The organism is Variovorax sp. Varisp85, assembly GCF_047304045.1.
In the GTDB taxonomy this organism is placed as follows: Bacteria; Pseudomonadota; Gammaproteobacteria; order Burkholderiales; family Burkholderiaceae_C; genus Variovorax.
This window is the reverse complement of record NZ_JBGLYN010000029.1, coordinates 16554-37416: the sequence shown is the minus strand read 5'-3', so window position 1 is coordinate 37416 and position 20863 is coordinate 16554. Positions and strand designations below refer to the sequence as shown.

Here is a 20863-nt window from a genome sequence, read left to right as displayed (position 1 = left end):
GCACTGCGGTGCGAGCGCCTGCGGGCGGCCGAGCGGCGCTCAAGCTTCTTCCATCATGATGGTCTTGAACTCGCCGCTGGCGATGCGCTTCTGCCACTCGGCAGGGCCGGTGATGTGCGCGCTGGTGCCGCCGGCATCGACCGCCACCGTCACGGGCATGTCGACCACGTCGAATTCATAGATCGCTTCCATGCCCAGATCGGCGAAGCCCACCACCTTGGCGGTCTTGATGGCCTTGCTCACGAGGTAGGCGGCGCCGCCCACAGCCATGAGGTAGGCGCTCTTGTGCTTCTTGATCGCCTCGATGGCGACGGGGCCGCGCTCGGCCTTGCCGATCATCGCGATCAGGCCGGTCTGGGCCAGCATCATCTCGGTGAAGCCGTCCATGCGCGTGGCGGTGGTGGGGCCGGCGGGGCCCACGGCTTCATCGCCGACCGGATCGACCGGGCCGACGTAGTAGATGACGCGGTTGGTGAAGTCCACCGGCAGCTTCTCGCCCTTGGCCAGCATGTCCTGGATGCGCTTGTGCGCGGCATCGCGGCCGGTGAGCATCTTGCCGTTGAGCAGCAGGGTGTCGCCGGGCTTCCAGCTCGCCACTTCGGCGGGCGTGAGCTTGTCGAGGTCGACGCGCTTGCTCTTCTTTTCGTCGGGTGCCCAGTTGACGTTGGGCCACAGGTCGAGCGACGGCGGATCGAGGTACACCGGGCCGCTGCCGTCCATCACGAAGTGTGCATGGCGGGTGGCCGCGCAGTTGGGGATCATCGCCACTGGCTTGCTGGCCGCGTGCGTCGGGTACATCTGGATCTTGACGTCGAGCACGGTGGCCAGGCCGCCCAGGCCCTGCGCACCGATGCCCAGCGCGTTGACCTTCTCGTACAGCTCGATGCGCAGCGCCTCGACCTTGCTGAGTTCGGCGCCCGACTTCTTCTTGGCCTGCAGCTCGTGCATGTCGAGGTCGTCCATCAGGCTTTCCTTGGCCATCAGCGCGGCCTTCTCGGCCGTGCCGCCGATGCCGATGCCCAGCATGCCCGGCGGGCACCAGCCGGCGCCCATGGTCGGCACGGTCTTGAGCACCCAGTCGACCACGCTGTCGCCGGGGTTCAGCATGACCAGCTTGCTCTTGTTCTCGCTGCCGCCGCCCTTGGCCGCGACCGTCACTTCGACGGTGTTGCCGGGAACGATCTCGGTGAAGATCACCGCGGGCGTGTTGTCCTTGGTGTTCTTGCGGTCGAACTGCGGATCGGCCACGACCGAGGCGCGCAGCGTGTTGTCGGGGTGGTTGTAGCCGCGGCGCACGCCTTCGTTGATGGCGTCGTCCAGGCTGCCGGTGAAGCCGCCCCAGCGCACGTCCATGCCCACCTTGAGGAACACGTTGACGATGCCGGTGTCCTGGCAGATCGGGCGGTGGCCCGTGGCGCTCATCTTGCTGTTGGTCAGGATCTGCGCGATGGCGTCCTTGGCCGCGGGGCTCTGCTCGCGCTCGTAGGCGCGGGCCAAATGGGCGATGTAGTCGGCGGGGTGGTAGTAGCTGATGTACTGCAGCGCGGCGCTGATCGATTCGATCAGGTCGGCCTGCTGGATCGTGGTCGTCATGGTGGGGGGGTGTTTTTTGGAGTGTGGAACGCCCCCCGATTATCTCAGCCGGCGCGCCTACCTCGCCGCCGCCCGGGCTTCCTCGATCCAGCCGTCGAACAGCGGCCGATGCGCCTTGATCCAACCATCGGTGTGCCGCTCCAGGTCTTGCTGGGTATTGGCGCCCTGGCTCATGCGCAGGTTCTGGGCATTGATGTCGCCGATCGGCAGCTTCATCACCTCGAACAGCCTGCCGGCCGCGGGGTTCTTCTCGACGAAAGCCCGGTTGGCGACGATCTGCTCCTGGTTGGCCTGGAAGCCGTAGTTCTTGCCGTTGGGCAACCGCGTGTCGGCGCCGTCGCCCTGCGACGAAGAGGACGGCACCTGCAGCCACACCACGTCCGCGCCCGGACGCAGCACGGCGCTCACCCAGTAGGGCGTCCAGGTGTAGTACAGCACCGGCTTGTCCTGCCTGAAGCGGGCGATGGTGTCGGCCATCAGCGCGGCATAGCTGCCCTGCTTGTGCGTGACGGTGTCGCGCAGCTGATAGGCCGTCAGGTGTTTTTCGATCGCGAGTTCGCAGCCCCAGCCGGGATTGCAGCCTGTCAGGTCGGCACGGCCGTCGCCGTCTGTGTCGAACAGCTTCGCAATGGCCGGGTCCTTGAGCTGCGCGATGTTGGTGATGTTGTATTGCTCGGCTGTCTTGCGGTCGATCAGGTAGCCCTGCACCGCGCCGTCGGAGTACACGCCCCTGCGCCACAGCTTGGCGTCGCCGCCGCTGTTCTTGTAGAAGTCGGCGTGCAGCAGGCTCCAGTGGTTGGCCATGAAGGTGGCGTCGCCGTTGGCGATGGCGAGGTGTTCGGTGGCGGGCTCCAGGTCTTTCATGGGCTCGACCGTGTAGCCGAGCTTTTCGAGCGCGCGCATCACCAGCAGCGTCTGGAACGCCTCCTCGGCGAGCGAGCTCTTGAGCGGCTGCACGGTCACGCCCTTGCCGGGGAGGTCGTTGGCGGCTTGCGCGGCCATGCCGAAGGCGACGAAGCCGAGGGCCAGAAAGCTGCGTGCGATGAAAGTGGTTTTCTTCATGCGTTGAATTCCTCCGTGGCGGGTCATTGCGCTTGCGTGGACAAGGCGGGAGCAGGCGCGTTCGCACCGCGCGACGGCGTGCCCAGCAAGCGCTGCAGCACGCGCAGCGAGAAGCCGGCCGGCCCGGTGTGCCACCAGCGGCGACCCGCGCTGCGGCGCGACTTGCCCATCGCCTGCGTCAGCCGGTCGAGCGAAATCGCCAGCAGCACGATGCCCAGGCCGCCGACCGTCGCCAGGCCCATGTCGAGCCGGCCGATGCCGCGCAGCACCATCTGGCCCAGGCCGCCCACGGCGATCATCGAGGCGATCACCACCATCGACAGCGACAGCATCAGCGCCTGGTTGATGCCCGCCATGATCGACGGCATGGCCAACGGCAGTTGCACCTTCACCAGCATCTGCCATGGCGAAGCGCCGTAGGCGCGCGCGGCCTCGATGAGGTCGGGCCGCACCTGGCGCAGGCCCAGGCTGGTCAGGCGCACCAGCGGCGCCAGCGCGAAGATGATCGTCACGATCACGCCCGGCACGTTGCCGATGCCGAACAGCATCACCACCGGCACGAGGTACACGAATGCTGGCGTGGTCTGCATGGCGTCGAGCAGCGGGCGCATGAGGCGCTGGGCCCGGTCGCTGCTGGCCAGCAGCACGCCCAGCGGCAGGCCGATGAACATGCAGAACACGAGCGAGGTCAGCACCAGCGACAGCGTCACCATGGCTTCGGGCCAGATGCCCAGCATCGCCACGAGCAGCAGCGCGACCGTGGTGCCGACGGCCAGCGCGCGGCCGGCGAACTGCCAGGCGAAGAGGCCGATCAACGCGATCATCGCCAGCGTGGGCAAGCCGGTGAGCAGGCCCTGGACCCAGTTCAGCGTGCTGTCGATGGGCAGGCGCACGGTCTGGAAGAAGGGCCGGAAATGTTCCACCACCCAGCCGAGGCCCTGGTTGATCCAGGATTCGACGGGCAAGGAACCGTCCCAGAGGCGGTGCAGCTGGAAGCCGTCAGTCGCGGCATTGGCCGATCCGGCCAGCTGGTGGGCCGTGTCGACAGGGGCATCGAGCCAGGCGCTGGTGGCAGAGGTGTCGGGCGCGGCTGAGAGTGCTTCCCACGGATCGACGAAGGTGGGGGCTGCAGGCGTGTCCAGCACCGGCGTGCCCAGGTCGGAAGGAAGTGTGTTGTCGTTCATCGTTCAAGGTCCTCCGTGAATTCAGTGCGGCTCGGCGGCGAGCGCGGGGGCGGCGTTGGGCAAGACGGGCTCGATCGGCGGCGTGTCGCGGTCGAGGAACTTGAGCAGCGTCGTCTTGCTGATCGCACCGCAGAAGCGGCCGTCGCTGGCCACCACCGGCAGCGCGCACGGTGCCTGCGCGAGCTGGCCGATCAGGCCCGCCACGGGGGCTTCGGCGTCGATGCGCGGCAGGTCGTCGAGGAACGCGTGCTGCAGCCCCAGCGGACCCGAATGCCCATCGAGCGCGCTGCGCAGCGTGTCCGCCGACACCACGCCCAGGTAGCGCCTGTTCGGGCTGGTCACGTAGGCGAAGTCGCGGTCCTGGTCTTCCAGCACCTTGAGCGCCGCGCGCGCACCGCGCTCGGGGTGCTCGCACACGACGGTGAGCGATTTGCGCGCGATGTCCGCTGCCTTGAACACCGCCGCCGCATCCACGCCGCGCACGAAGCTGCGCACGTAATCGTCGGCGGGGCAGCGCAGGATCTCGTCGGGCGTGCCGACCTGGATCACCTGGCCGTCCTTCATGATCGCGATGCGGTCGCCGATGCGCATCGCTTCATCCAGGTCGTGCGAGATGAAGACGATGGTGCGGCGCTGTTCCTTCTGCAGTCGCAGCAGCTCCGACTGCATCTCGGTGCGGATGATCGGGTCGAGCGCCGAGAAGGCCTCGTCCATCAGCAGGATCGACGGGTCCGAGGCCAGCCCGCGCGCCAGTCCCACGCGCTGCTGCATGCCGCCGGAAAGCTCATCGGGATAGCTGTCGCCCCAGCCTGCAAGGCCTACTTGCGCGAGCGCCTGATCGGCTTGCGCGAGCCGCTCTTTCTTGCTCGTGCCCGACAGTTCGAGGCCGAAGGCGGTGTTCTCGCGCACCGTCATGTGCGGCATCAGCGCGAACGACTGGAACACCATGCTGATGTCCTTGCGGCGCAGCGCGCGCAGCTTGGCGTCGGAGTGCTCGTTGATGTCGGCGCCATCGATCACGATGCGCCCGGCGGTCGGCTCGATCAACCGGTTCAACAGGCGCACCAGCGTCGACTTGCCCGATCCCGAGAGGCCCATGATCACGAAGATCTCGCCGGCCTGGATCTCGAAGGTGGCATCGAACACGCCGATCGACTGGCCTGTCTCGGCGAGGATTTCCTTCTTCGAGAAACCTTGCCGCACGAGTTCCAGGGCCTGCCCGGGCGCGTCGCCGAACACCTTGAAAACATGGTCGATGAGAATTCCTTTGGCCATATGCCGGGGCTCCTTGTGTGAAGGTTGGACACAGCACCGCCCCGGAGGACGGCAACGGTCACGCCATCAGCCGATGGGACTGTCCGAACAGAGAGCGCGTGAGGAAAACGCGTGCAATGGCCCGGCGAGCCTCTGGGGCTGCCGACAGGCACTGAAGACGACGTGGCGACGAAACCAGTGCCCGCCGAAAGGTGGCGTGGCAGTGGGGCCGGAAACGATCCGGCCGGTTTGCCGGGCAGGGCCCGGCGGGGAGAACCTTGCACCGCGACGGGATTCGGAGATCCGCGAGTAGTGCAGGGCCGATCAACATGACTTGTTGGTCGTCTGAAGCTGATGATTATAACTTTTTGACATGACGCGAGTCAACCCAACGGGCGTAACGTAATGTCGGCGGCGGCCCAATGGCCCCGTCAGATGCGAGCTATTCTTATTGGCCGATACTCGGCCTCGCGCCCGATCAGGCGGCGCGACCATCCAAGACTGCGGAGCTTTTTCACCATGACGACTTCCCCCAAGACCCGTGCCGAGCGCGATACCTTTGGACCGATCGACGTGCCGGCCGACAAGCTGTGGGGTGCGCAGACGCAGCGCTCGCTGCAGAACTTCGACATCTCCGGGGAGCAGCAGCCGCGCGAGATCATCAAGGCGCTGGCTCAGGTGAAGCGCGCGTCGGCCGTCGTCAACCACGCGCTGGGCCTGCAGGACCAGAAGAAGACGAACGCCATCGTGGCAGCGGCCGATGAAGTCATCGCCGGCAAGCACCCGGGCGAGTTCCCGCTGGTGGTCTGGCAGACCGGCTCGGGCACGCAGACCAACATGAACGTCAACGAGGTGCTGGCCAACCGGGCGAGCGAAATCCTCGGCGGCGAACGCGGGGAAGGGCGCCTCGTGCATCCGAACGACGACGTCAACCGCAGCCAGTCGAGCAACGACGTGTTCCCGACCGCAATGCACGTGGCCGCCGTCGAGGCGATCACGCACAAGCTGCTGCCGGCCATCGCCAAGCTGCGCGGCACACTCGACCAGAAGGCCAAGGATTTCGCCGACATTGTGAAGATCGGCCGCACCCACCTGCAGGACGCCACGCCCCTCACGCTGGGCCAGGAGTTCTCGGGCTACGTGGCGCAACTGGCGCACGGCGAGGCGCATGTGCGTGCCGCGTTGCCGCACCTGTGCGAACTGGCGCTGGGCGGCACGGCCGTCGGCACCGGGCTCAATGCGCCCAAGGGTTATGCCGAGAAGGTGGCCGCCGAGTTGGCCAAGCTCACGGGCCTGCCTTTCGTCACCGCGCCGAACAAGTTCGAAGCCATGGCCAGCGTCGACGCGCTGGTACACGCCCACGGCGCACTCAAGACGCTGGCTGCCAGCATGAACAAGATCGCCAACGACGTGCGCTGGCTGGCCAGCGGCCCGCGCAGCGGCATCGGCGAACTGAGCATCCCGGAGAACGAACCCGGCTCGTCGATCATGCCGGGCAAGGTCAACCCGACCCAGAGCGAAGCCGTCACGATGCTCGCCGCGCAGGTGTTCGGCAACGACGTGGCCATCAACATCGGCGGCGCCTCGGGCAACTTCGAACTGAACGTGTTCCGCCCGATGGTGGCGCACAACTTCCTGCAGAGCGTGCGCCTGCTGGCCGACGGCATGGTGAGCTTCAACGACCACTGCGCCGTGGGCATCGAGCCGAATCGTGAACGCATCATGGAGCTGGTGCAGCGCTCGCTGATGTTGGTGACGGCGCTGAACACGCACATCGGCTACGACAAGTCGGCGTACATCGCGAAGAAGGCGCACAAGGAAGGCACGAGCCTGCGCGAGGCGGCGATTGCATCCGGCCACCTCACGGCCGAGCAGTTCGATCAGTGGGTGGTGCCGGAGAACATGACCGGCCGCTGATGCCGTGGTGGGGGCCGTCACTCGCGGGGGCCGCCGCGCACGGCCGCCCGAAGCGGGGCCGTCCCGCCCCCGGTAGGGGGTTGGCGAAGCGACACGAAGTGCGCGCAGCCTGGGGGCGAGCTTCAATATCCGATGGTGTAGCGCTGGCGCGAGTGCGCCGGCTTTTCGAGCTCGTCGATGAACGCGATTGCGTAGTCCTCGAACGTGATCCAGCTGCGGCCTTCGGCGCTCACAAGCAGGTCGTCCTTGCCCAGGCGGAACTTGCCCGTGCGCTCGCCTTCGACGAACTCGGCGGAGGGCGACAGGAAGGTCCAGTCGAGTTCCTTCTCGTTGCGCAGCGCCTCGAGGAACACGCCGCCGGCCGAGGCTTCGGCGCGGTAGGCGTCGGGGAAGTTCGGCGTATCGATCACTTTCAGGCCGGGCGCCGCGAACAGGCTGCCGGCGCCGCCGACCACCAGCAGGCGCTTCACACCCGCGCGCTTCACGGGTTCGATGATGGCCGCAGGCGGCACGGTGGAGAAGTGCGCGGCGCTGAACACGGCGTCATGGCCGGCCAGGGCTTTCTCGAGTGCGGCGCCGTCGAGCACGTCGAGGTCGACGGCCTTCACGTTGGCGCGGCCCGCCAGCTTGGCGCTGGCCTTGCGCGCGATGGCAGTGACCGTGTGGCCGCGGCGCAGGGCTTCTTCGAGAAGGCGGCCGCCGGCGCGTCCGGTGGCTCCAATGATGGCGATGTGGCTCATGAGGGACTCCTGTGAAAGATCGAAAGGATCGGATGGAATGAATCGCATCTTAGGTTTCTGTTTTCGAAAGAAATACCTCGATTTGCGCGCTTGTTTATTCCTAAAATCGTTCGAATGGACCGATTGAATGCAATGCGCGTGTTCGTGAACGTGGTCGATTCGGGCAGCCTTTCGGCCGCGGCCGACAAGCTCGACCTGTCCCGGCCGGTCGTCACGCGCTACGTGGCCGAGCTGGAGCAATGGACCGGTGCGCGCCTGCTGCACCGCACGACGCGCCGGCTGAGCCTCACAGCCGCTGGCGAAGAACTGCTGCCGCGCTGCCGCCAGGTGCTCGAGCTCACCGGCGACATGCAGGCCGCGGTGCGGCATCCGGCCGAGGCGCCGCGTGGGCAGTTGCGCATCACGGCCAGCACCTCGTTCGCGCAGGCGCAACTGGCCGATGCGGTGGCCGACTACGTGCGGCTCTACCCGGGTGTGGCTGTCGACCTGGTGCTGCTCGACAGGGCCGTGAACCTGGTCGACGAGCGCATCGACCTGGCCATTCGCGTGGCCGCGGAGATCGACCCCAACCTGATCGCGCGCCGGCTCACCGACTGCCGCTCGGTCGTGTGCGCGTCACCGGCGTACCTGAAGGAGCACGGCCAGCCGCTGCGCGTGGAAGAGCTGGCGCAGCGCAATTGCCTCACGCATTCGTACTTCGGGCGCAGCCTCTGGAATTTCACGCGCAAGGGCACGGGGGAGCCGGCCTCGGTGGCCGTGGGCGGCAATGTCTCGGCCAACGATGCAGCCAGCCTGATGTGCCTGGCCCGGGCCGGGGCAGGCATCGCGATGCTGCCGACCTATCTGGCGGCGCCACTGCTGCATGAAGGGGAACTGGTGCGGCTTTTCGGCGATTTCGAGCCGCAGGTGGTGGGCATGTACGCGGTATATGCCTCGCGCAAGCACATGCCGGCCACGCTGCGCACGATGCTCGATTTCCTGGCCGCGCGCTTCACTGAAACGCCGGCCTGGGACACGCCTTAGTGGTGCGTGTTGGCGGCTGCGGCTTCGTTCATCAGCTTGTCGGTATAGGCGATGGCCATGGCCGAGAACAGGAAGGCGATGTGGATCGCGGTCTGCGCGATCAGCACGCGGTCGGTGTAGTTGTCCGCGTTGATGAAGGTCTTCAGCAGGTGGATCGAGCTGATGCCGATGATGGCGGTGGCCAGCTTCACCTTGAGCACCGAGGCGTTCACGTGGCTCAGCCATTCGGGCTGGTCGCGGTGGCCTTCGAGGTCCATGCGGCTCACGAAGGTCTCGTAGCCACCCACGATCACCATGATCAGCAGGTTCGAGATCATCACCACGTCGATCAGCGCAAGTACCACCAGCATGATCACCGTCTCGTTGAGCGTGCCCACCGGCGCCGTGGTCTTGTAGCCGATGCTGGTGATCAGCGCCTGCAGCGCATCCTGACTGCCGAAGGCGGCTTCGACCAGGTGCAGCAGCTCGACCAGGAAGTGCACCACGTACACCGCCTGCGCCACGATCAGGCCCAGGTAGAGCGGCAACTGCAGCCAGCGGCTCGCGAAAATCAGCTTGGGCAGGGGGCGCAGCGGCGAACCACGGGCTGGTACGGGCGGGTTCCGGGTGTCGAAAGGATCGGTAGCGGACATTGGCGGGCGAGAGATGAAAGACCGCGGATTCTAGGTGTGCCCCTGTGTCGTACTCGTGATAACCCTGCGAACTAACATCGAACCCGTCAGTGACCCGTAAGTGCGGCCACCGACATTACGGCCGCACCTTCCAGGAGACAAAAAGCATGAGCAGCGCATCGAAGAACATTGAATCCGTCCTCGTCGAGAACCGTGTATTTCCCCCTGACGCCCGCGCCACCGAAGGCGCCCGCATCTCCGGCATGGCCGCCTACGAGGCCCTGTGCAAGGAGGCCGAGGAGGACTTCGAAGGGTTCTGGGCCCGCCTGGCCAAGGGCAACCTGCAATGGACCAAGCCCTTCACGAAGACGCTGGACGAATCGAAGGCCCCGTTCTACGAATGGTTCGGCGACGGCGAGCTCAACGCCAGCGCCAACTGCCTCGACAGGCACATGGGCACCCCGGTCGAGAACAAGACCGCCATCGTCTTCGAAGCCGACGACGGCACCGTCACCAACGTCACCTACAAGGAGCTGCTGGCCCGCGTGAGCCAGTTCGCCAACGCGCTGAAGGCCGCGGGCATCCAGAAGGGCGACCGCGTCGTCATCTACATGCCGATGACGGTCGAGGGCGTGATCGCCATGCAGGCCTGCGCGCGCATCGGCGCCACCCACAGCGTGGTGTTCGGCGGCTTCTCGGCCAAGGCGCTGCAGGAGCGCATCATCGATGCGGGCGCGGTGGCGGTCATCACGGCCAACTACCAGATGCGCGGCGGCAAGGAACTGCCGCTCAAGGCCATCGTGGACGACGGCATCGCGCTGGGCGGCTGCGAATCGATCAAGACCGTGTTCGTCTACGAGCGCACGCCCACCGCATGGACGCGCGTCGAAGGCCGCGACAAGACCTTTGCCGAGGCGCTGAAAGGGCAGGGCACCGAATGCGCCCCGGTGCCGGTGAATGCCGAGCACCCGCTCTTCATCCTCTACACCTCGGGCTCCACCGGCAAGCCCAAGGGCGTTCAGCACGCCACCGGCGGCTACCTGCTGTGGGCCAGGCTCACGATGGACTGGACCTTCGACATCCGCCCCGAAGACGTGTTCTGGTGCACCGCCGACATCGGCTGGATCACCGGCCACACGTACGTCGCCTACGGCCCGCTCGCGGCCGGCGCCACGCAGGTGGTGTTCGAGGGCATTCCTACCTTCCCGCATGCGGGCCGCTTCTGGCAGATGATCGAGAAGCACAAGGTGTCGGTGTTCTACACGGCGCCCACCGCGATCCGCTCGCTCATCAAGGCGGCCGAGGGCGACGAGAAGGTGCATCCGAAGAACTGGGACCTGACGAGCCTGCGCATCCTCGGCTCGGTCGGTGAGCCCATCAATCCCGAAGCCTGGATGTGGTACCACCGCAATATCGGAGGCGAGCGCTGCCCGATCGTCGACACCTTCTGGCAGACCGAGACCGGCGGCCATGTGATCACGCCGCTGCCGGGCGCCACGCCGCTGGTGCCGGGCTCGTGCACGCTGCCGCTGCCGGGCATCATGGCCGCCATCGTCGACGAGACCGGCAAGGACCTGCCCAACGGCGCCGGTGGCATGCTGGTCATCAAGCGGCCGTGGCCCTCGATGATCCGCACCATCTGGAACGATCCCGAGCGCTTCAAGAAGAGCTATTTCCCCGAGGAAATGGGCGGCACCATCTACCTGGCCGGCGACGGTGCGGTGCGCAGCGCCGACCGCGGCTACTTCCGCATCACGGGCCGCATCGACGACGTGCTGAACGTGTCGGGCCACCGCCTGGGCACGATGGAGATCGAGTCGGCCCTCGTGTCCAAGACCGACCTCGTGGCCGAAGCCGCGGTGGTCGGCCGTCCCGACGACGTGACGGGCGAGGCCGTGTGCGCCTTCGTCGTGCTGAAACGTGCCCGCCCGACCGGCGAGGAAGCCAAGCAGATCGCCAACGAACTGCGCAACTGGGTGGCCAAGGAGATCGGTCCCATCGCCAAGCCCAAGGACATCCGCTTCGGCGACAACCTGCCCAAGACGCGCAGCGGGAAGATCATGCGGCGCCTGCTGCGCAGCATCGCCAAGGGCGAGGCGATCACGCAGGACACCTCGACGCTTGAGAATCCGGCCATTCTGGAACAGTTGTCACAGACCAACTGAACGGTGCTGTAGGACATGGCCGTTTAAGCGGCCATCCACGCCGAACCGGGCCCTTCGCTGAGGTAAAACCATCCGGAGCACCGTGCGCCTCGACGCGCATGGGCGTTTCCGATGTGTCCGATCTTTCCGAAGGAGGCCCCCATGGGCGTGAGATCCGCTTTTCTTCTTGTCATCGTGCTGCTCATCGCAGCGCTCGCCGCGCTGAACTGGGGCACGCTGTCCGCACCCACCAACGTATGGCTGGGTTTCATGACCGTCTCGGCGCCGCTGGGCCTGATCATGCTGGGGCTGACGGTGGTGCTGGCTGCCTTCTTCCTCGTCTATGTGCTGTACCTGCACAGCTCAGTGCTGATCGACACCAAGCGCCACACCAAGGAAATGCAGGTCCAGCGCGACCTTGCGGACAAGGCCGAGGCCTCGCGCTTCACCGAACTGCGCAACTTCCTGGAGGCGCAGGAGAACAAGCACATGGCGCAGAACGCCGACCGGCAGGCGGCGATGCTGGCGCGCCTGGAGCAGCTCGAAACCGCGATCCGCCTGCGCTCGGATCAGACCGACAACACCGTGGCCGCGCACATCGGCCAACTCGAAGACCGCATCGAGCGCAGGCCGCTGCCGGTGGACATCAACCCGCAGGCGTGATGCCCCCGGAACCTACTTCGTCGACAGCACCCAGGCTGCGAGCTTCCGGGCGTCGGCTTCGCTGACCTGGTTGTTCGCCGGCATCGGCACCGGCCCCCATACGCCGGAGCCGCCCTTGACGATCTTGCTGGCAAGAGTGTCGACGGCACCCTTGTCGTCCTTGTACTTGGCGGCCACGTCCTTGAATGCCGGGCCGAGCACCTTGCGCTCGACCGCGTGGCAGCTCATGCAGTTCTTCGAGGTTGCCAGGGCGAGGTCGGCGAAGGCGGGTGCGGCGAGTCCGACAAGGCCGAGGCCGAGGGCTGCCGACAACAAGACTCTTTTCATGGGGCGTATTTCGTAAGGGCTGAGTTACATTCGACTCAACGCGATTGTAGGTAGCGCCGTGCACGTCGTACGGGTGCGTGCCAATACAACCCGGAGGGATTCGCGATGTGGTTTCTGGCGCTGGGCCTGCTTGGATTGGCCCTCAAGTATTTGGAAGTGGGCATGGTCGCCGGCTGGAGCTGGTGGATCGTGCTGTCCCCGTTTGCAATGGCCGTCGCATGGTGGGCCTGGGCCGATTCGTCGGGCTATACCAAACGCAGGGTCATCGAGCGGGAAGACCGGCGCAAGCAGGATCGTATCGATCGCCAGAAGACCAACATGGGCATGAAGACCGGCAACGGGCAGCGCCGGAAGTAGGGCTCGACCCCAGGCTGCGCGGCACTTCGTGTCCGCTTCGCCTTCCCCCTGCCGGGGGCAACACCTGAGGCCCGGCGAAGCCGGTTCCTCGGTGTTTCACGCAATAGCCCCGATCAGAACTTGTCGAGCACTGCGCCCGAACTGGCGCTGGACGCATTGAACGCGAACTTCGCCTGCACGCCGCGCGTGTAGCGCGGTGCCGGTGCCTTCCAGCCTTCGCGGCGCTTCGCGATCTCGGCTTCGGGCACGTTCAGTTCGAGCACCAGCTTGTGCGCGTCGATGGTGATCGAGTCGCCTTCGTTCACGAAGGCGATGGTGCCGCCGGCGGCCGCTTCGGGCGCCACATGGCCGACCACCATGCCCCAGGTGCCGCCGGAGAAACGGCCGTCGGTGATCAGGCCGACGCTTTCGCCGAGGCCCGCGCCGATCAGCGCACCCGTGGGTGCCAGCATTTCCGGCATGCCCGGGCCGCCCTTGGGGCCGAGGTAGCGCAGCACCATCACGTCGCCGGCCACGATCTTGCCGGCCAGGATGGCCTGCAGTGCTGACTGCTCGTCGTCGAACACGCGCGCCGGGCCGGTGATGACGGGGTTCTTCAGGCCGGTGATCTTGGCGACCGCGCCTTCGGGCGAGAGGTTGCCCTTCAGGATGGCGAGGTGGCCCTGGTCGTACATCGGCTTGTCGATCGGGCGGATCACGTCCTGGTCGGCGCGCGGCACATCGGGCACGTCCTTCAGCACTTCGGCAATCGTCTGGCCCGAGATGGTGATGCAATCGCCGTGCAGCAGGCCTGCGTTCAGCAGCACCTTCATCACTTGCGGAATGCCGCCCGCCTGGTGCAGGTCGACCGCGAGGTATTTGCCCGATGGCTTCAGGTCGCACAGCACCGGCACCTTCTTGCGCATGCGCTCGAAGTCGTCGATGGTCCATTCGACCTCGGCCGCGTGCGCGATCGCCAGGAAGTGCAGCACCGCATTGGTCGAGCCGCCCGTGGCCATGATCACGGCCACTGCGTTCTCGATGGCCTTCTTGGTCACGATGTCGCGCGGCTTCAGGTCTTTCTTGATGGCTTCGATCAGCACCTTGGCCGATTCCTTGGCCGAGTTGGCTTTTTCATCGTGCGGATTGGCCATGGTCGACGAGTAGGGCAGCGAGATGCCCAGCGCCTCGAAGGCGCTGGACATGGTGTTGGCCGTGTACATGCCGCCGCACGAGCCGGTGCCGGGAATGGCGCGCTTCTCGATCTCGTGCAGGTCTTCGTCGCTCATGTTGCCCGCGGCGTTCTGGCCCACGGCCTCGAACACGCTCACGATGTTCAGGTCTTGCCCCTTGTAGCGACCGGGGAGGATGGTGCCGCCGTACACGTAGATGGCCGGCACGTTGGCGCGCAGCATGCCCATCAGGCCGCCGGGCATGTTCTTGTCGCAGCCGCCGACCACCAGCACGCCGTCCATCCACTGGCCGCCGACGCAGGTTTCGATGCAGTCGGAAATGACTTCGCGGCTGACCAGCGAGTACTTCATGCCCTCGGTGCCCATGGCCATGCCGTCGGAGATGGTGGGCGTGCCGAACACCTGTGCGTTGCCGCCGGCTTCCTCGATGCCGGCGATGGCAGCGTCGGCCAGCTTCTGCAGGCCCGAGTTGCAGGGCGTGATGGTGCTGTGGCCGTTGGCGACGCCGACCATCGGCTTCTTGAAGTCGCCTTCCTCGTAGCCCATGGCGTAGAACATGGAGCGGTTGGGCGCGCGGCTCTTGCCTTCGACGATGTTGGCGCTGCGGCGGTTGATCTGGATCGGCTTGGTGTCCATGGTGTCTCTTCTGTCGTGGGGGATCGGGGGGAACCCAAGTATCGGACTTCTGATTGATTGGTTCCAATCCGTTTTCGAGCACGGATTGATATGCTTCGCATATGAATGAAGCCCTGATCGACCTGCGGGCCTGGCGGCAGTTCGTGGCCGTGGCCGAGGAGCTGCACTTCGGCCGCGCCGCGCTGCGGCTGCACATGACGCAGCCCCCGGTGACGCAGGCCATTGCCCAGCTCGAGAAGACGCTGGGCGTGGTGCTGTTCGACCGCACGCGAAGACGCGTGGCGCTCACGCCCGCCGGCGAGGCCTTGCTGCCCGACGTGCGCGAGCTGCTGGCGCGCGCGCAGGCGCTTCCCGTGCGGGCACGGGCGGCAGCGGCGGGGCAGGTGGGGCGGGTGCGCATCGCCTTCGTCTCGACGGTCGGCTTCGAGCAGCTGCCGGCCTGGGTGCGCGAGTTCCGCGTGCTGTGCCCGGAGGTTGCGCTCGAATTGGTCGAGGCCACCGGCGACGTGCAGCTCGAAGCCTTTGCGCGCGGCGAGATCGATGCCGGGCTGATGCTGCATTCGCCCGGCGCGGCGCCGCCCGGCCTGTCCCGCCTGCCGGTGGAGGAAGAGGCGCTGGTGCTGGCCCTGCCGGCGCAGCACCGGCTCGCCCGCGCACGGCCCGTGCCGCTGGCAGAGGTGCTGGCCGAGCCGCTGGTGATCTTTCCGCGCCGCATCGTGCCGTCGCTGCACGATGCGGTGTTCGACCTCTATCACGCAGCTGGCCGAGTGCCCCAGGTGGCACAGGAGGCGATCCAGATGCAGACCATCGTCAACCTCGTGTCGGGTGGCATCGGCGTGGCCTGGGTGCCGCACAGCGTGATGCAGTTTCGGCGCGCTGGCGTCGTCTACCGGCAGGCCGGCGAATTCAAGGGCGTGGGCCGGCGCCGCGTGGCGCTGCCGGCTTGCGAGACGAGCCTCGTATGGCCGGCGCAGGCTGCGCACCCAGCGCTGGCGCGGTTCGTGGCGTTCGTGCGCGAGCGCACGGCGGGGGCCAAGCAGGGCGCAGGGTCCGCTCGCTGACCAGCAAATTCGCAGAACACCGCGGAACCGGCTTTGCCGGGCCGCAGGTGTTGCCCCCGGCAGGGGGAGGGCGAAGCGACGCGAAGTGCGCGAAGCCTGGGAGCGAGTCATTCGCTCCGGGCACAATCTGCGGATGCTCATGTATCCGCAGATCAATCCCATCGCCCTGCAGCTCGGGCCGGTGGCCATCCACTGGTACGGCCTGACCTACCTGGCCGCGTTTGCGCTGTTCTATTTTCTCGGCACGCGCCGGCTGCATCACGAGCCGTACCGCTCGCTGGTGGGCGCGGTGGTGTGGCAGCGCAAGGACATCGAGGACATTCTTTTTCTCGGCGTGATGGGCGTCATCGTCGGCGGGCGGCTGGGCTACTGCCTGTTCTACAAGCCCGAGTTCTATCTGACGCATCCGCTCGAAATCCTCTACGTGTGGCAGGGCGGCATGAGCTTCCATGGCGGGCTGCTCGGCGTGATCGGTGCCATGGTCTGGTTCTCGCGTTCGCGTGCGCGGCCGTTCTGGCAGGTGATGGACTTCGTCTCGCCCTGCGTGCCGACCGGGCTTGCCGCCGGCCGCGTGGGCAACTTCATCAACGGCGAACTGTGGGGCCGCTTCAGCAGCCCCGATCTGCCCTGGGGCATGGTGTTCCCGCAAAGCGGATCGATGCTGCCGCGCCATCCCTCGCAGGTCTACCAGTTCCTGCTCGAGGGGCTGTTGCTCTTCGTGGTGATGTGGCTCTATGCGCGCAAGGAGCGCAAGCAGGGGCAGGTGGCCGCGGTGTTCCTCATCGGCTACGGCGTGCTGCGCTTCGTGGCCGAGTACTTCCGCGAGCCCGACGACTTCCTCGGCCTGCGCGCGCTGAACCTGAGCCAGGGGCAATGGCTCAGCGTGCCGATGGTGATCGCCGGCATCGCACTGTGGTTCTGGTTCGGCCGCGCCAACAACAAGACCGCCCCCGCGCAGGCGTGAGTTCGTTCAGCCGGAAGCTTGCAGGGTAAGTCCCAGCCGCGCAGGGCGTGCGCGGCTCTTGCGCCAAATGTTCCGCGGGCTCAGAATTACGCGTAATTACAGGAAATTACGCGATTCCCATGCGCCTGGTTCCCAACTCCCTGCACGACGAAGTCGCTGCCACGCTGCGCGAGCAGATCTTCGACGGCACGCTGGCGCCCGGCAGCTTCGTGGACGAGGCGGCGCTGTGCGAGCGGCTCTCAATTTCCCGTACCCCGTTGCGCGAGGCACTCAAGGTGCTCACCGCAGAGGGCCTGCTGCGGCACGAGCCGCGGCGCGGCTGCTTCGTCAACGAGGTGACCGAACGCGATCTCGACGAGATCTTTCCCGTCATCGCGCTGCTCGAGGGCCGCTGTGCCTACGAGGCCGCGCGCAACGCCAGCGACGCCGAGCTCAACGAACTCGATGCGCTGCACGAGCGGCTGGTGCGCCACGCCAGGGCGCGCCGCATCAATGACTACTACGCCACCAACCACATCATTCACGAGGCGATCATCAAGCTCGCCGACAACAAGTGGCTGGCGCAGGTGATCGGCGACCTGCGCAAGATCCTCAAACTCGCGCGGCTGCAGCAGCTGCATGCGCCGGGGCGGCTCGACCAGAGCCTGTCCGAGCACCTGGCCGTGTTCGCGGCGCTCAAGGCGCGCGACAGCGAAGGCGCAGACGCCGCCATGCGCACGCACATGACGCGCCAGCGCGAAGCGCTGCGTGAAGTCGCGCGCCAGCAGAAATCCAGGGTAATGCCGTGACCGCCGAACGCGCCATGCCCGCCCCCCCAAGCATTGGAGTGCCCCGATGAGTGCGACCGAATGGTTCCAGGCGCGGCTGCGTTCTGGCGAAAAGTCCAAGGTGCCGGTGGCGTCGGAAGGCGCCGCCAAGGGCGCGTCGAAGAGCGCGCCCAAGCCCAGCGCACGTTCTACCGCCGAGCGCCTGCAGGCCACGCTGCGCAAGGCCGACGAAGCCTTGTCGCCGCGCGCGCTGCGCCGCGTGCTGGCCGACCTGCAGGCCGTGATCGATCCGCGCGTGAGCGAGGTCGAGGGCGGCCGCCGCGCGCATGCCATCGCCGACGCCTACCGTGCCGCCACGCCCGAGGAGCGCCGCGACTACTGGGCCCTGATGAGCGAGCATTTCGCCGCCGACGCGCAAAAGCTCGAGACCGCCCGCAACCAGCACCAGGCTGCCGTGGGCACGCCCGACGAAGGCCAGGCCGAGCTGCGCCTGCGCCGCGCGCTGGTGTCGCCGCGCATGCGCCTGCTGCAGCGCTTCGCGGTCGAGCCTGAAGGCATGCGCTTCCTGGTCGATCTGCGCGCGGACCTGCTGCCGTGCCTGAAGGCCGACAAGCGCCTTCTTGCGCTCGATGCCGAGCTGGAGCATCTGTTCTCCACTTGGTTCGACGTGGCCTTCCTCGAACTGCGCCGCATCGACTGGGACTCGCCGGCCTCGCTGATCGAGAAGCTCATCCGCTACGAGGCGGTGCACGACATCAAGAGCTGGTCCGACGTGAAGAACCGGCTCGACGACAGCGACCGCCGCTGCTATGGCTTCTTCCATCCGCGCCTGCCCAACGAGCCGCTGATCTTCGTCGAGGTGGCGCTGGTCGACCGCATCAGCGACGGCATCACGCCGCTGCTCGACGAGGCTGCCGTGCCCGTGCTGCCGGCCAGGGCCACCACCGCCATCTTCTATTCGATCAGCAACACGCAGAACGGCCTGCGCGGCGTGAGCTTCGGCGACTCGCTCATCAAGCGCGTGGTCGAGACGCTCCAGGACGAACTGCCACGCTTGAAGACCTTCGCCACGTTGTCGCCCATTCCGGGCTTTCGGACCTGGCTCGCGAAGAACGTCGTCGACCTGCTGCCGCGCCTGGACGAGAAGCGCGAAGCCGAACTCGGCCGCCTCGTCGGCTCGCTGCCGCCGACCGCCGAGCGCCTGCTCGCCGCGGCGGACTCTGCCGCCACCTTCGACGCGAAGTCGCCGCTGCGCCAATGGCTGATGCAGGCCGCCGCCGAATACCTCGGCCGCGCGCTGGTCGACGGCACGCCGGCCGACCCGGTCGCGCGCTTCCACCTGGGCAACGGCGCCCGCGTGGAGCGCCTGAACTGGGCCGGCGACCCGTCGCCCAAGGGGCACAAGCAGTCGTACGGGCTCATGGTCAACTATCTCTACGACCTCAAACGCCTGGACAAACATCGCACCTGGCTGGCGGACGGCAAGGTGGCTGTATCGGGAGACATCGAAAGCCTGTACTTCAAAAAAGGCTGATGGCGTTCGCAGGCCGGTGGCAAACAGTACGCCGGACACCGCATCGGGCGGCAAGATCCACAACGACAAACTGGAGATGAGACAAATGAATCCAAGCTTTCAACGCCGTGACGTCTTGCGCGCGGCTGCCGCCGGTGCGGCCGTTCTCTGCGGTGCTGCCCGGGCCCAGCAGGGCTGGCCGACGAAACCGGTGACGATGATCGTGCCGTTCCCGGCCGGCGGCGGGACCGATGCGTTCGCGCGGCCGCTCTCGGGCCAGTTCTCGCGCATCGCGGGGCAGACGCTGGTCATCGACAACCGCGGTGGGGCAGGGGGCACACTGGGCGCGAGCATCGCCGCCAAGGCGCCTGCCGATGGCTACACGCTGTTCATGGGCGCGGTGCACCATGCGATCGCGCCGTCGATCTACCCGAAGCTCGACTACGACATCGAGAAAGACTTCGTGCCGCTGATGCTGCTGGCCAACGTGCCGCAGGTGGTGGTGATCAACCCGAAGCGCGTGCAGGTCAACACGGTCCAGGAGTTCATCGCGCTGGCCAAGCGCAACCCCGGCAAGTTCAACTACGGCTCGGCCGGCTCGGGCACCTCGCACCATCTGGCGGGCGAGCTGTTCAAGCTCCAGACAGGCACCTTCATCACCCATATTCCGTACCGCGGCGCGGGCCCGGCACTGTCCGACCTGATCTCGGGCAACGTCGACCTGATGTTCGACGGTTTGGGCTCCTCGGCCCAGCACATCAAGAGTGGCCGCATCAAGGCGCTGATGGTCGCGGGCAGCAAGCGCAACCCCGCCTTTCCCGACGTGCCCTGCGCGGCCGAAGTGGGCCTGCCCGACTACACCGTCACCACGTGGTACGGGCTGTGGGCGCCCAAGGGCACGCCAGCCGAAGCGCAGGCGCGCGCGATCGACGACATGAAGAAGGCGCTCGCCACCGATGACCTGAAAGCCATCTGGGCCCAGAACGGCTCCGAGATCCCGAACCTCACCACCACCGCCTACGGCAGCTTCGTCAATGCCGAGATCAGGCGCTGGGCCGCGGTGGTGAAGGCATCAGGCGCCAAGCTCGAATGACCGATAGCTGCATTTCGCTGCGCCGGGAAGGCGCCATCGCGGTCGTCGCTTTGTCGAACCCAGGGCGCCTCAACGCCATGACGCGCGCCATGTGGCGCGAGCTGCGCGCCGTGTTCGACGGCCTCGGCGGTGACGACGATGGCCTGCGCTGCGTCGTCGTGCGCGGCGAGGGCGCAGCCTTCTGCGCGGGTGGCGACATTTCCGAATATCCGTCGTTTCGCTTCGAAGAGCCGAGCCTGCGCGAGTTCCACGAGAACGAAGTGTGGGCCGCGCTGCAGGCCATGCTCGATTGCCCGCTGCCGCTTGTCGCGCAGATCGAGGGCGCCTGCATGGGCGCGGGCGTCGAGATCGCCAGCTGCTGCGACATCCGCCTGGCCGGCGCGTCGGCGAAGTTCGGCGCGCCCATCGCCAGGCTCGGTTTTCCGATGGCACCGCGCGAAGCCGCGCTGGTGCATGGCGCCATCGGCGATGTGCTCGCGCGCGACATGCTGCTGGCCGCCGGCGTGCACGGGGCGCAGCGTCTGTACGACGCGGGCTTTCTGCTGCAGGTGCTGCCGGACAACGAAGTGGCGCTCGCGGTGCAATCCCATGCCGCACGCATCGCCGCGCTCGCGCCGCAGGCCGCACGCCTGCACAAGAAGACCTTTGCCGCGCTGCGTGCCGGCGCCCCATCCGCCGACGGCCTGCTTGCCAGTGCCTACGACTACGCCGACTCCGCGGAGCACCGCGAAGGCATCGCCGCCTTTCTCGCGAAGCGGCCCCCGAATTTCTGAAGAGAAGAA

19 protein-coding genes are annotated in these 20863 nt (G+C 66.9%); 11 read left to right on the top strand and 8 right to left on the bottom strand.

All coding sequences use genetic code 11. From position 1 onward, the window contains the following. Positions 1-39: 39 nt before the first annotated feature. From ACCC97_RS13745 to proV, 4 genes are read right to left on the bottom strand one after another with little or no spacing between them, the layout of a single operon-like run. The gene (locus ACCC97_RS13745; protein ID WP_007829775.1) at positions 40-1593 is read right to left on the bottom strand and encodes a fumarate hydratase; all 1554 of its coding nucleotides are present in this window, start codon (positions 1591-1593) and stop codon (positions 40-42) included. A 57-nt stretch (positions 1594-1650) separates the two neighbouring features. After that, a complete protein-coding gene (gene proX, locus ACCC97_RS13740; protein ID WP_413313860.1) occupies positions 1651-2655 on the bottom strand; it encodes a glycine betaine/L-proline ABC transporter substrate-binding protein ProX in 1005 nt (334 codons plus the stop codon). A gap of 23 nt (positions 2656-2678) precedes the next feature. Next, positions 2679-3839 (bottom strand): glycine betaine/L-proline ABC transporter permease ProW, encoded by a 1161-nt coding sequence (gene proW / locus ACCC97_RS13735; RefSeq protein WP_413333335.1) that lies wholly within the window; start codon positions 3837-3839, stop codon positions 2679-2681. A 21-nt stretch (positions 3840-3860) separates the two neighbouring features. Then, positions 3861-5114, bottom strand: a complete 1254-nt coding sequence (gene proV, locus ACCC97_RS13730) for a glycine betaine/L-proline ABC transporter ATP-binding protein ProV (RefSeq protein ID WP_413333333.1) — start codon at positions 5112-5114, stop codon at positions 3861-3863. A 498-nt stretch (positions 5115-5612) separates the two neighbouring features. Here proV and fumC point away from each other — a divergent pair, with 498 nt between their 5' ends. After that, entirely contained in the window at positions 5613-7010 is a 1398-nt protein-coding gene (gene fumC / locus ACCC97_RS13725; protein ID WP_413333331.1) for a class II fumarate hydratase, read from the top strand. Between the two features lie 122 nt (positions 7011-7132). Here the strand turns inward: fumC and ACCC97_RS13720 are convergent, their stop codons facing one another. Beyond that, entirely contained in the window at positions 7133-7750 is a 618-nt protein-coding gene (locus ACCC97_RS13720; RefSeq protein ID WP_413333329.1) for an NAD(P)-dependent oxidoreductase, read from the bottom strand. A 114-nt stretch (positions 7751-7864) separates the two neighbouring features. On the opposite strand from ACCC97_RS13720, the gene ACCC97_RS13715 reads away from it, so the two are divergent. Beyond that, entirely contained in the window at positions 7865-8773 is a 909-nt protein-coding gene (locus ACCC97_RS13715) for a LysR family transcriptional regulator (protein WP_413333327.1), read from the top strand. Here ACCC97_RS13715 and ACCC97_RS13710 read toward each other — a convergent pair. Then, on the bottom strand, positions 8770-9405 hold the full coding sequence (locus tag ACCC97_RS13710) for a YqhA family protein (protein ID WP_007829761.1): 636 nt from the start codon (positions 9403-9405) through the stop codon (positions 8770-8772). The genes ACCC97_RS13715 and ACCC97_RS13710 overlap by 4 nt on opposite strands. A 146-nt stretch (positions 9406-9551) precedes the next feature. Here ACCC97_RS13710 and acs point away from each other — a divergent pair, with 146 nt between their 5' ends. Then, the gene (acs, locus tag ACCC97_RS13705) at positions 9552-11549 is read left to right on the top strand and encodes an acetate--CoA ligase (RefSeq protein WP_413333325.1); all 1998 of its coding nucleotides are present in this window, start codon (positions 9552-9554) and stop codon (positions 11547-11549) included. Positions 11550-11690: 141 nt separating this feature from the next. Beyond that, entirely contained in the window at positions 11691-12191 is a 501-nt protein-coding gene (locus ACCC97_RS13700; protein WP_413333323.1) for a LapA family protein, read from the top strand. Positions 12192-12203: 12 nt separating this feature from the next. Here ACCC97_RS13700 and ACCC97_RS13695 read toward each other — a convergent pair whose 3' ends face one another. Continuing rightward, a complete protein-coding gene (locus ACCC97_RS13695) occupies positions 12204-12518 on the bottom strand; it encodes a c-type cytochrome (RefSeq protein ID WP_007829749.1) in 315 nt (104 codons plus the stop codon). A gap of 105 nt (positions 12519-12623) precedes the next feature. Between ACCC97_RS13695 and ACCC97_RS13690 the strand changes: the two genes are divergently transcribed. Further along, positions 12624-12875, top strand: coding sequence for a TIGR04438 family Trp-rich protein (locus tag ACCC97_RS13690; protein WP_007829747.1), 252 nt, complete (start codon positions 12624-12626; stop codon positions 12873-12875). A gap of 113 nt (positions 12876-12988) precedes the next feature. Here the strand turns inward: ACCC97_RS13690 and ilvD are convergent, their stop codons facing one another. Next, positions 12989-14683, bottom strand: coding sequence for a dihydroxy-acid dehydratase (gene ilvD, locus ACCC97_RS13685; RefSeq protein ID WP_007829745.1), 1695 nt, complete (start codon positions 14681-14683; stop codon positions 12989-12991). A gap of 101 nt (positions 14684-14784) precedes the next feature. On the opposite strand from ilvD, the gene ACCC97_RS13680 reads away from it, so the two are divergent. The 6 genes from ACCC97_RS13680 to ACCC97_RS13655 all read left to right on the top strand — a co-directional run bounded on the left by ACCC97_RS13680 (position 14785) and on the right by ACCC97_RS13655 (position 20854). Next, the gene (locus tag ACCC97_RS13680) at positions 14785-15744 is read left to right on the top strand and encodes a LysR family transcriptional regulator (protein ID WP_413333321.1); all 960 of its coding nucleotides are present in this window, start codon (positions 14785-14787) and stop codon (positions 15742-15744) included. 133 nt (positions 15745-15877) lie between these two features. Next, positions 15878-16708 (top strand): prolipoprotein diacylglyceryl transferase, encoded by an 831-nt coding sequence (gene lgt / locus ACCC97_RS13675; RefSeq protein WP_413333319.1) that lies wholly within the window; start codon positions 15878-15880, stop codon positions 16706-16708. Between the two features lie 119 nt (positions 16709-16827). Further along, entirely contained in the window at positions 16828-17496 is a 669-nt protein-coding gene (locus ACCC97_RS13670; protein WP_007829742.1) for a GntR family transcriptional regulator, read from the top strand. A gap of 46 nt (positions 17497-17542) precedes the next feature. Continuing rightward, entirely contained in the window at positions 17543-19009 is a 1467-nt protein-coding gene (locus ACCC97_RS13665) for a malonyl-CoA decarboxylase (protein ID WP_056592479.1), read from the top strand. Positions 19010-19094: 85 nt separating this feature from the next. Further along, entirely contained in the window at positions 19095-20081 is a 987-nt protein-coding gene (locus ACCC97_RS13660; RefSeq protein ID WP_042672844.1) for a Bug family tripartite tricarboxylate transporter substrate binding protein, read from the top strand. Continuing rightward, on the top strand, positions 20078-20854 hold the full coding sequence (locus ACCC97_RS13655) for an enoyl-CoA hydratase/isomerase family protein (RefSeq protein ID WP_413333317.1): 777 nt from the start codon (positions 20078-20080) through the stop codon (positions 20852-20854). The genes ACCC97_RS13660 and ACCC97_RS13655 overlap by 4 nt, the downstream gene beginning before the upstream one ends. Positions 20855-20863: the final 9 nt, after the last annotated feature.

What these genes read in the sequence shown, in the direction of transcription:
- ACCC97_RS13745 (WP_007829775.1), bottom strand. Translation starts at nt 1,593, where the DNA reads ATGACGACCACGATCCAGCAGGCCGACCTGATCGAATCGATCAGCGCC.
- proX (WP_413313860.1), bottom strand. Translation starts at nt 2,655, where the DNA reads ATGAAGAAAACCACTTTCATCGCACGCAGCTTTCTGGCCCTCGGCTTC.
- proW (WP_413333335.1), bottom strand. Translation starts at nt 3,839, where the DNA reads ATGAACGACAACACACTTCCTTCCGACCTGGGCACGCCGGTGCTGGAC.
- proV (WP_413333333.1), bottom strand. Translation starts at nt 5,114, where the DNA reads ATGGCCAAAGGAATTCTCATCGACCATGTTTTCAAGGTGTTCGGCGAC.
- fumC (WP_413333331.1), top strand. Translation starts at nt 5,613, where the DNA reads ATGACGACTTCCCCCAAGACCCGTGCCGAGCGCGATACCTTTGGACCG.
- ACCC97_RS13720 (WP_413333329.1), bottom strand. Translation starts at nt 7,750, where the DNA reads ATGAGCCACATCGCCATCATTGGAGCCACCGGACGCGCCGGCGGCCGC.
- ACCC97_RS13715 (WP_413333327.1), top strand. Translation starts at nt 7,865, where the DNA reads ATGGACCGATTGAATGCAATGCGCGTGTTCGTGAACGTGGTCGATTCG.
- ACCC97_RS13710 (WP_007829761.1), bottom strand. Translation starts at nt 9,405, where the DNA reads ATGTCCGCTACCGATCCTTTCGACACCCGGAACCCGCCCGTACCAGCC.
- acs (WP_413333325.1), top strand. Translation starts at nt 9,552, where the DNA reads ATGAGCAGCGCATCGAAGAACATTGAATCCGTCCTCGTCGAGAACCGT.
- ACCC97_RS13700 (WP_413333323.1), top strand. Translation starts at nt 11,691, where the DNA reads ATGGGCGTGAGATCCGCTTTTCTTCTTGTCATCGTGCTGCTCATCGCA.
- ACCC97_RS13695 (WP_007829749.1), bottom strand. Translation starts at nt 12,518, where the DNA reads ATGAAAAGAGTCTTGTTGTCGGCAGCCCTCGGCCTCGGCCTTGTCGGA.
- ACCC97_RS13690 (WP_007829747.1), top strand. Translation starts at nt 12,624, where the DNA reads ATGTGGTTTCTGGCGCTGGGCCTGCTTGGATTGGCCCTCAAGTATTTG.
- ilvD (WP_007829745.1), bottom strand. Translation starts at nt 14,683, where the DNA reads ATGGACACCAAGCCGATCCAGATCAACCGCCGCAGCGCCAACATCGTC.
- ACCC97_RS13680 (WP_413333321.1), top strand. Translation starts at nt 14,785, where the DNA reads ATGAATGAAGCCCTGATCGACCTGCGGGCCTGGCGGCAGTTCGTGGCC.
- lgt (WP_413333319.1), top strand. Translation starts at nt 15,878, where the DNA reads ATGCTCATGTATCCGCAGATCAATCCCATCGCCCTGCAGCTCGGGCCG.
- ACCC97_RS13670 (WP_007829742.1), top strand. Translation starts at nt 16,828, where the DNA reads ATGCGCCTGGTTCCCAACTCCCTGCACGACGAAGTCGCTGCCACGCTG.
- ACCC97_RS13665 (WP_056592479.1), top strand. Translation starts at nt 17,543, where the DNA reads ATGAGTGCGACCGAATGGTTCCAGGCGCGGCTGCGTTCTGGCGAAAAG.
- ACCC97_RS13660 (WP_042672844.1), top strand. Translation starts at nt 19,095, where the DNA reads ATGAATCCAAGCTTTCAACGCCGTGACGTCTTGCGCGCGGCTGCCGCC.
- ACCC97_RS13655 (WP_413333317.1), top strand. Translation starts at nt 20,078, where the DNA reads ATGACCGATAGCTGCATTTCGCTGCGCCGGGAAGGCGCCATCGCGGTC.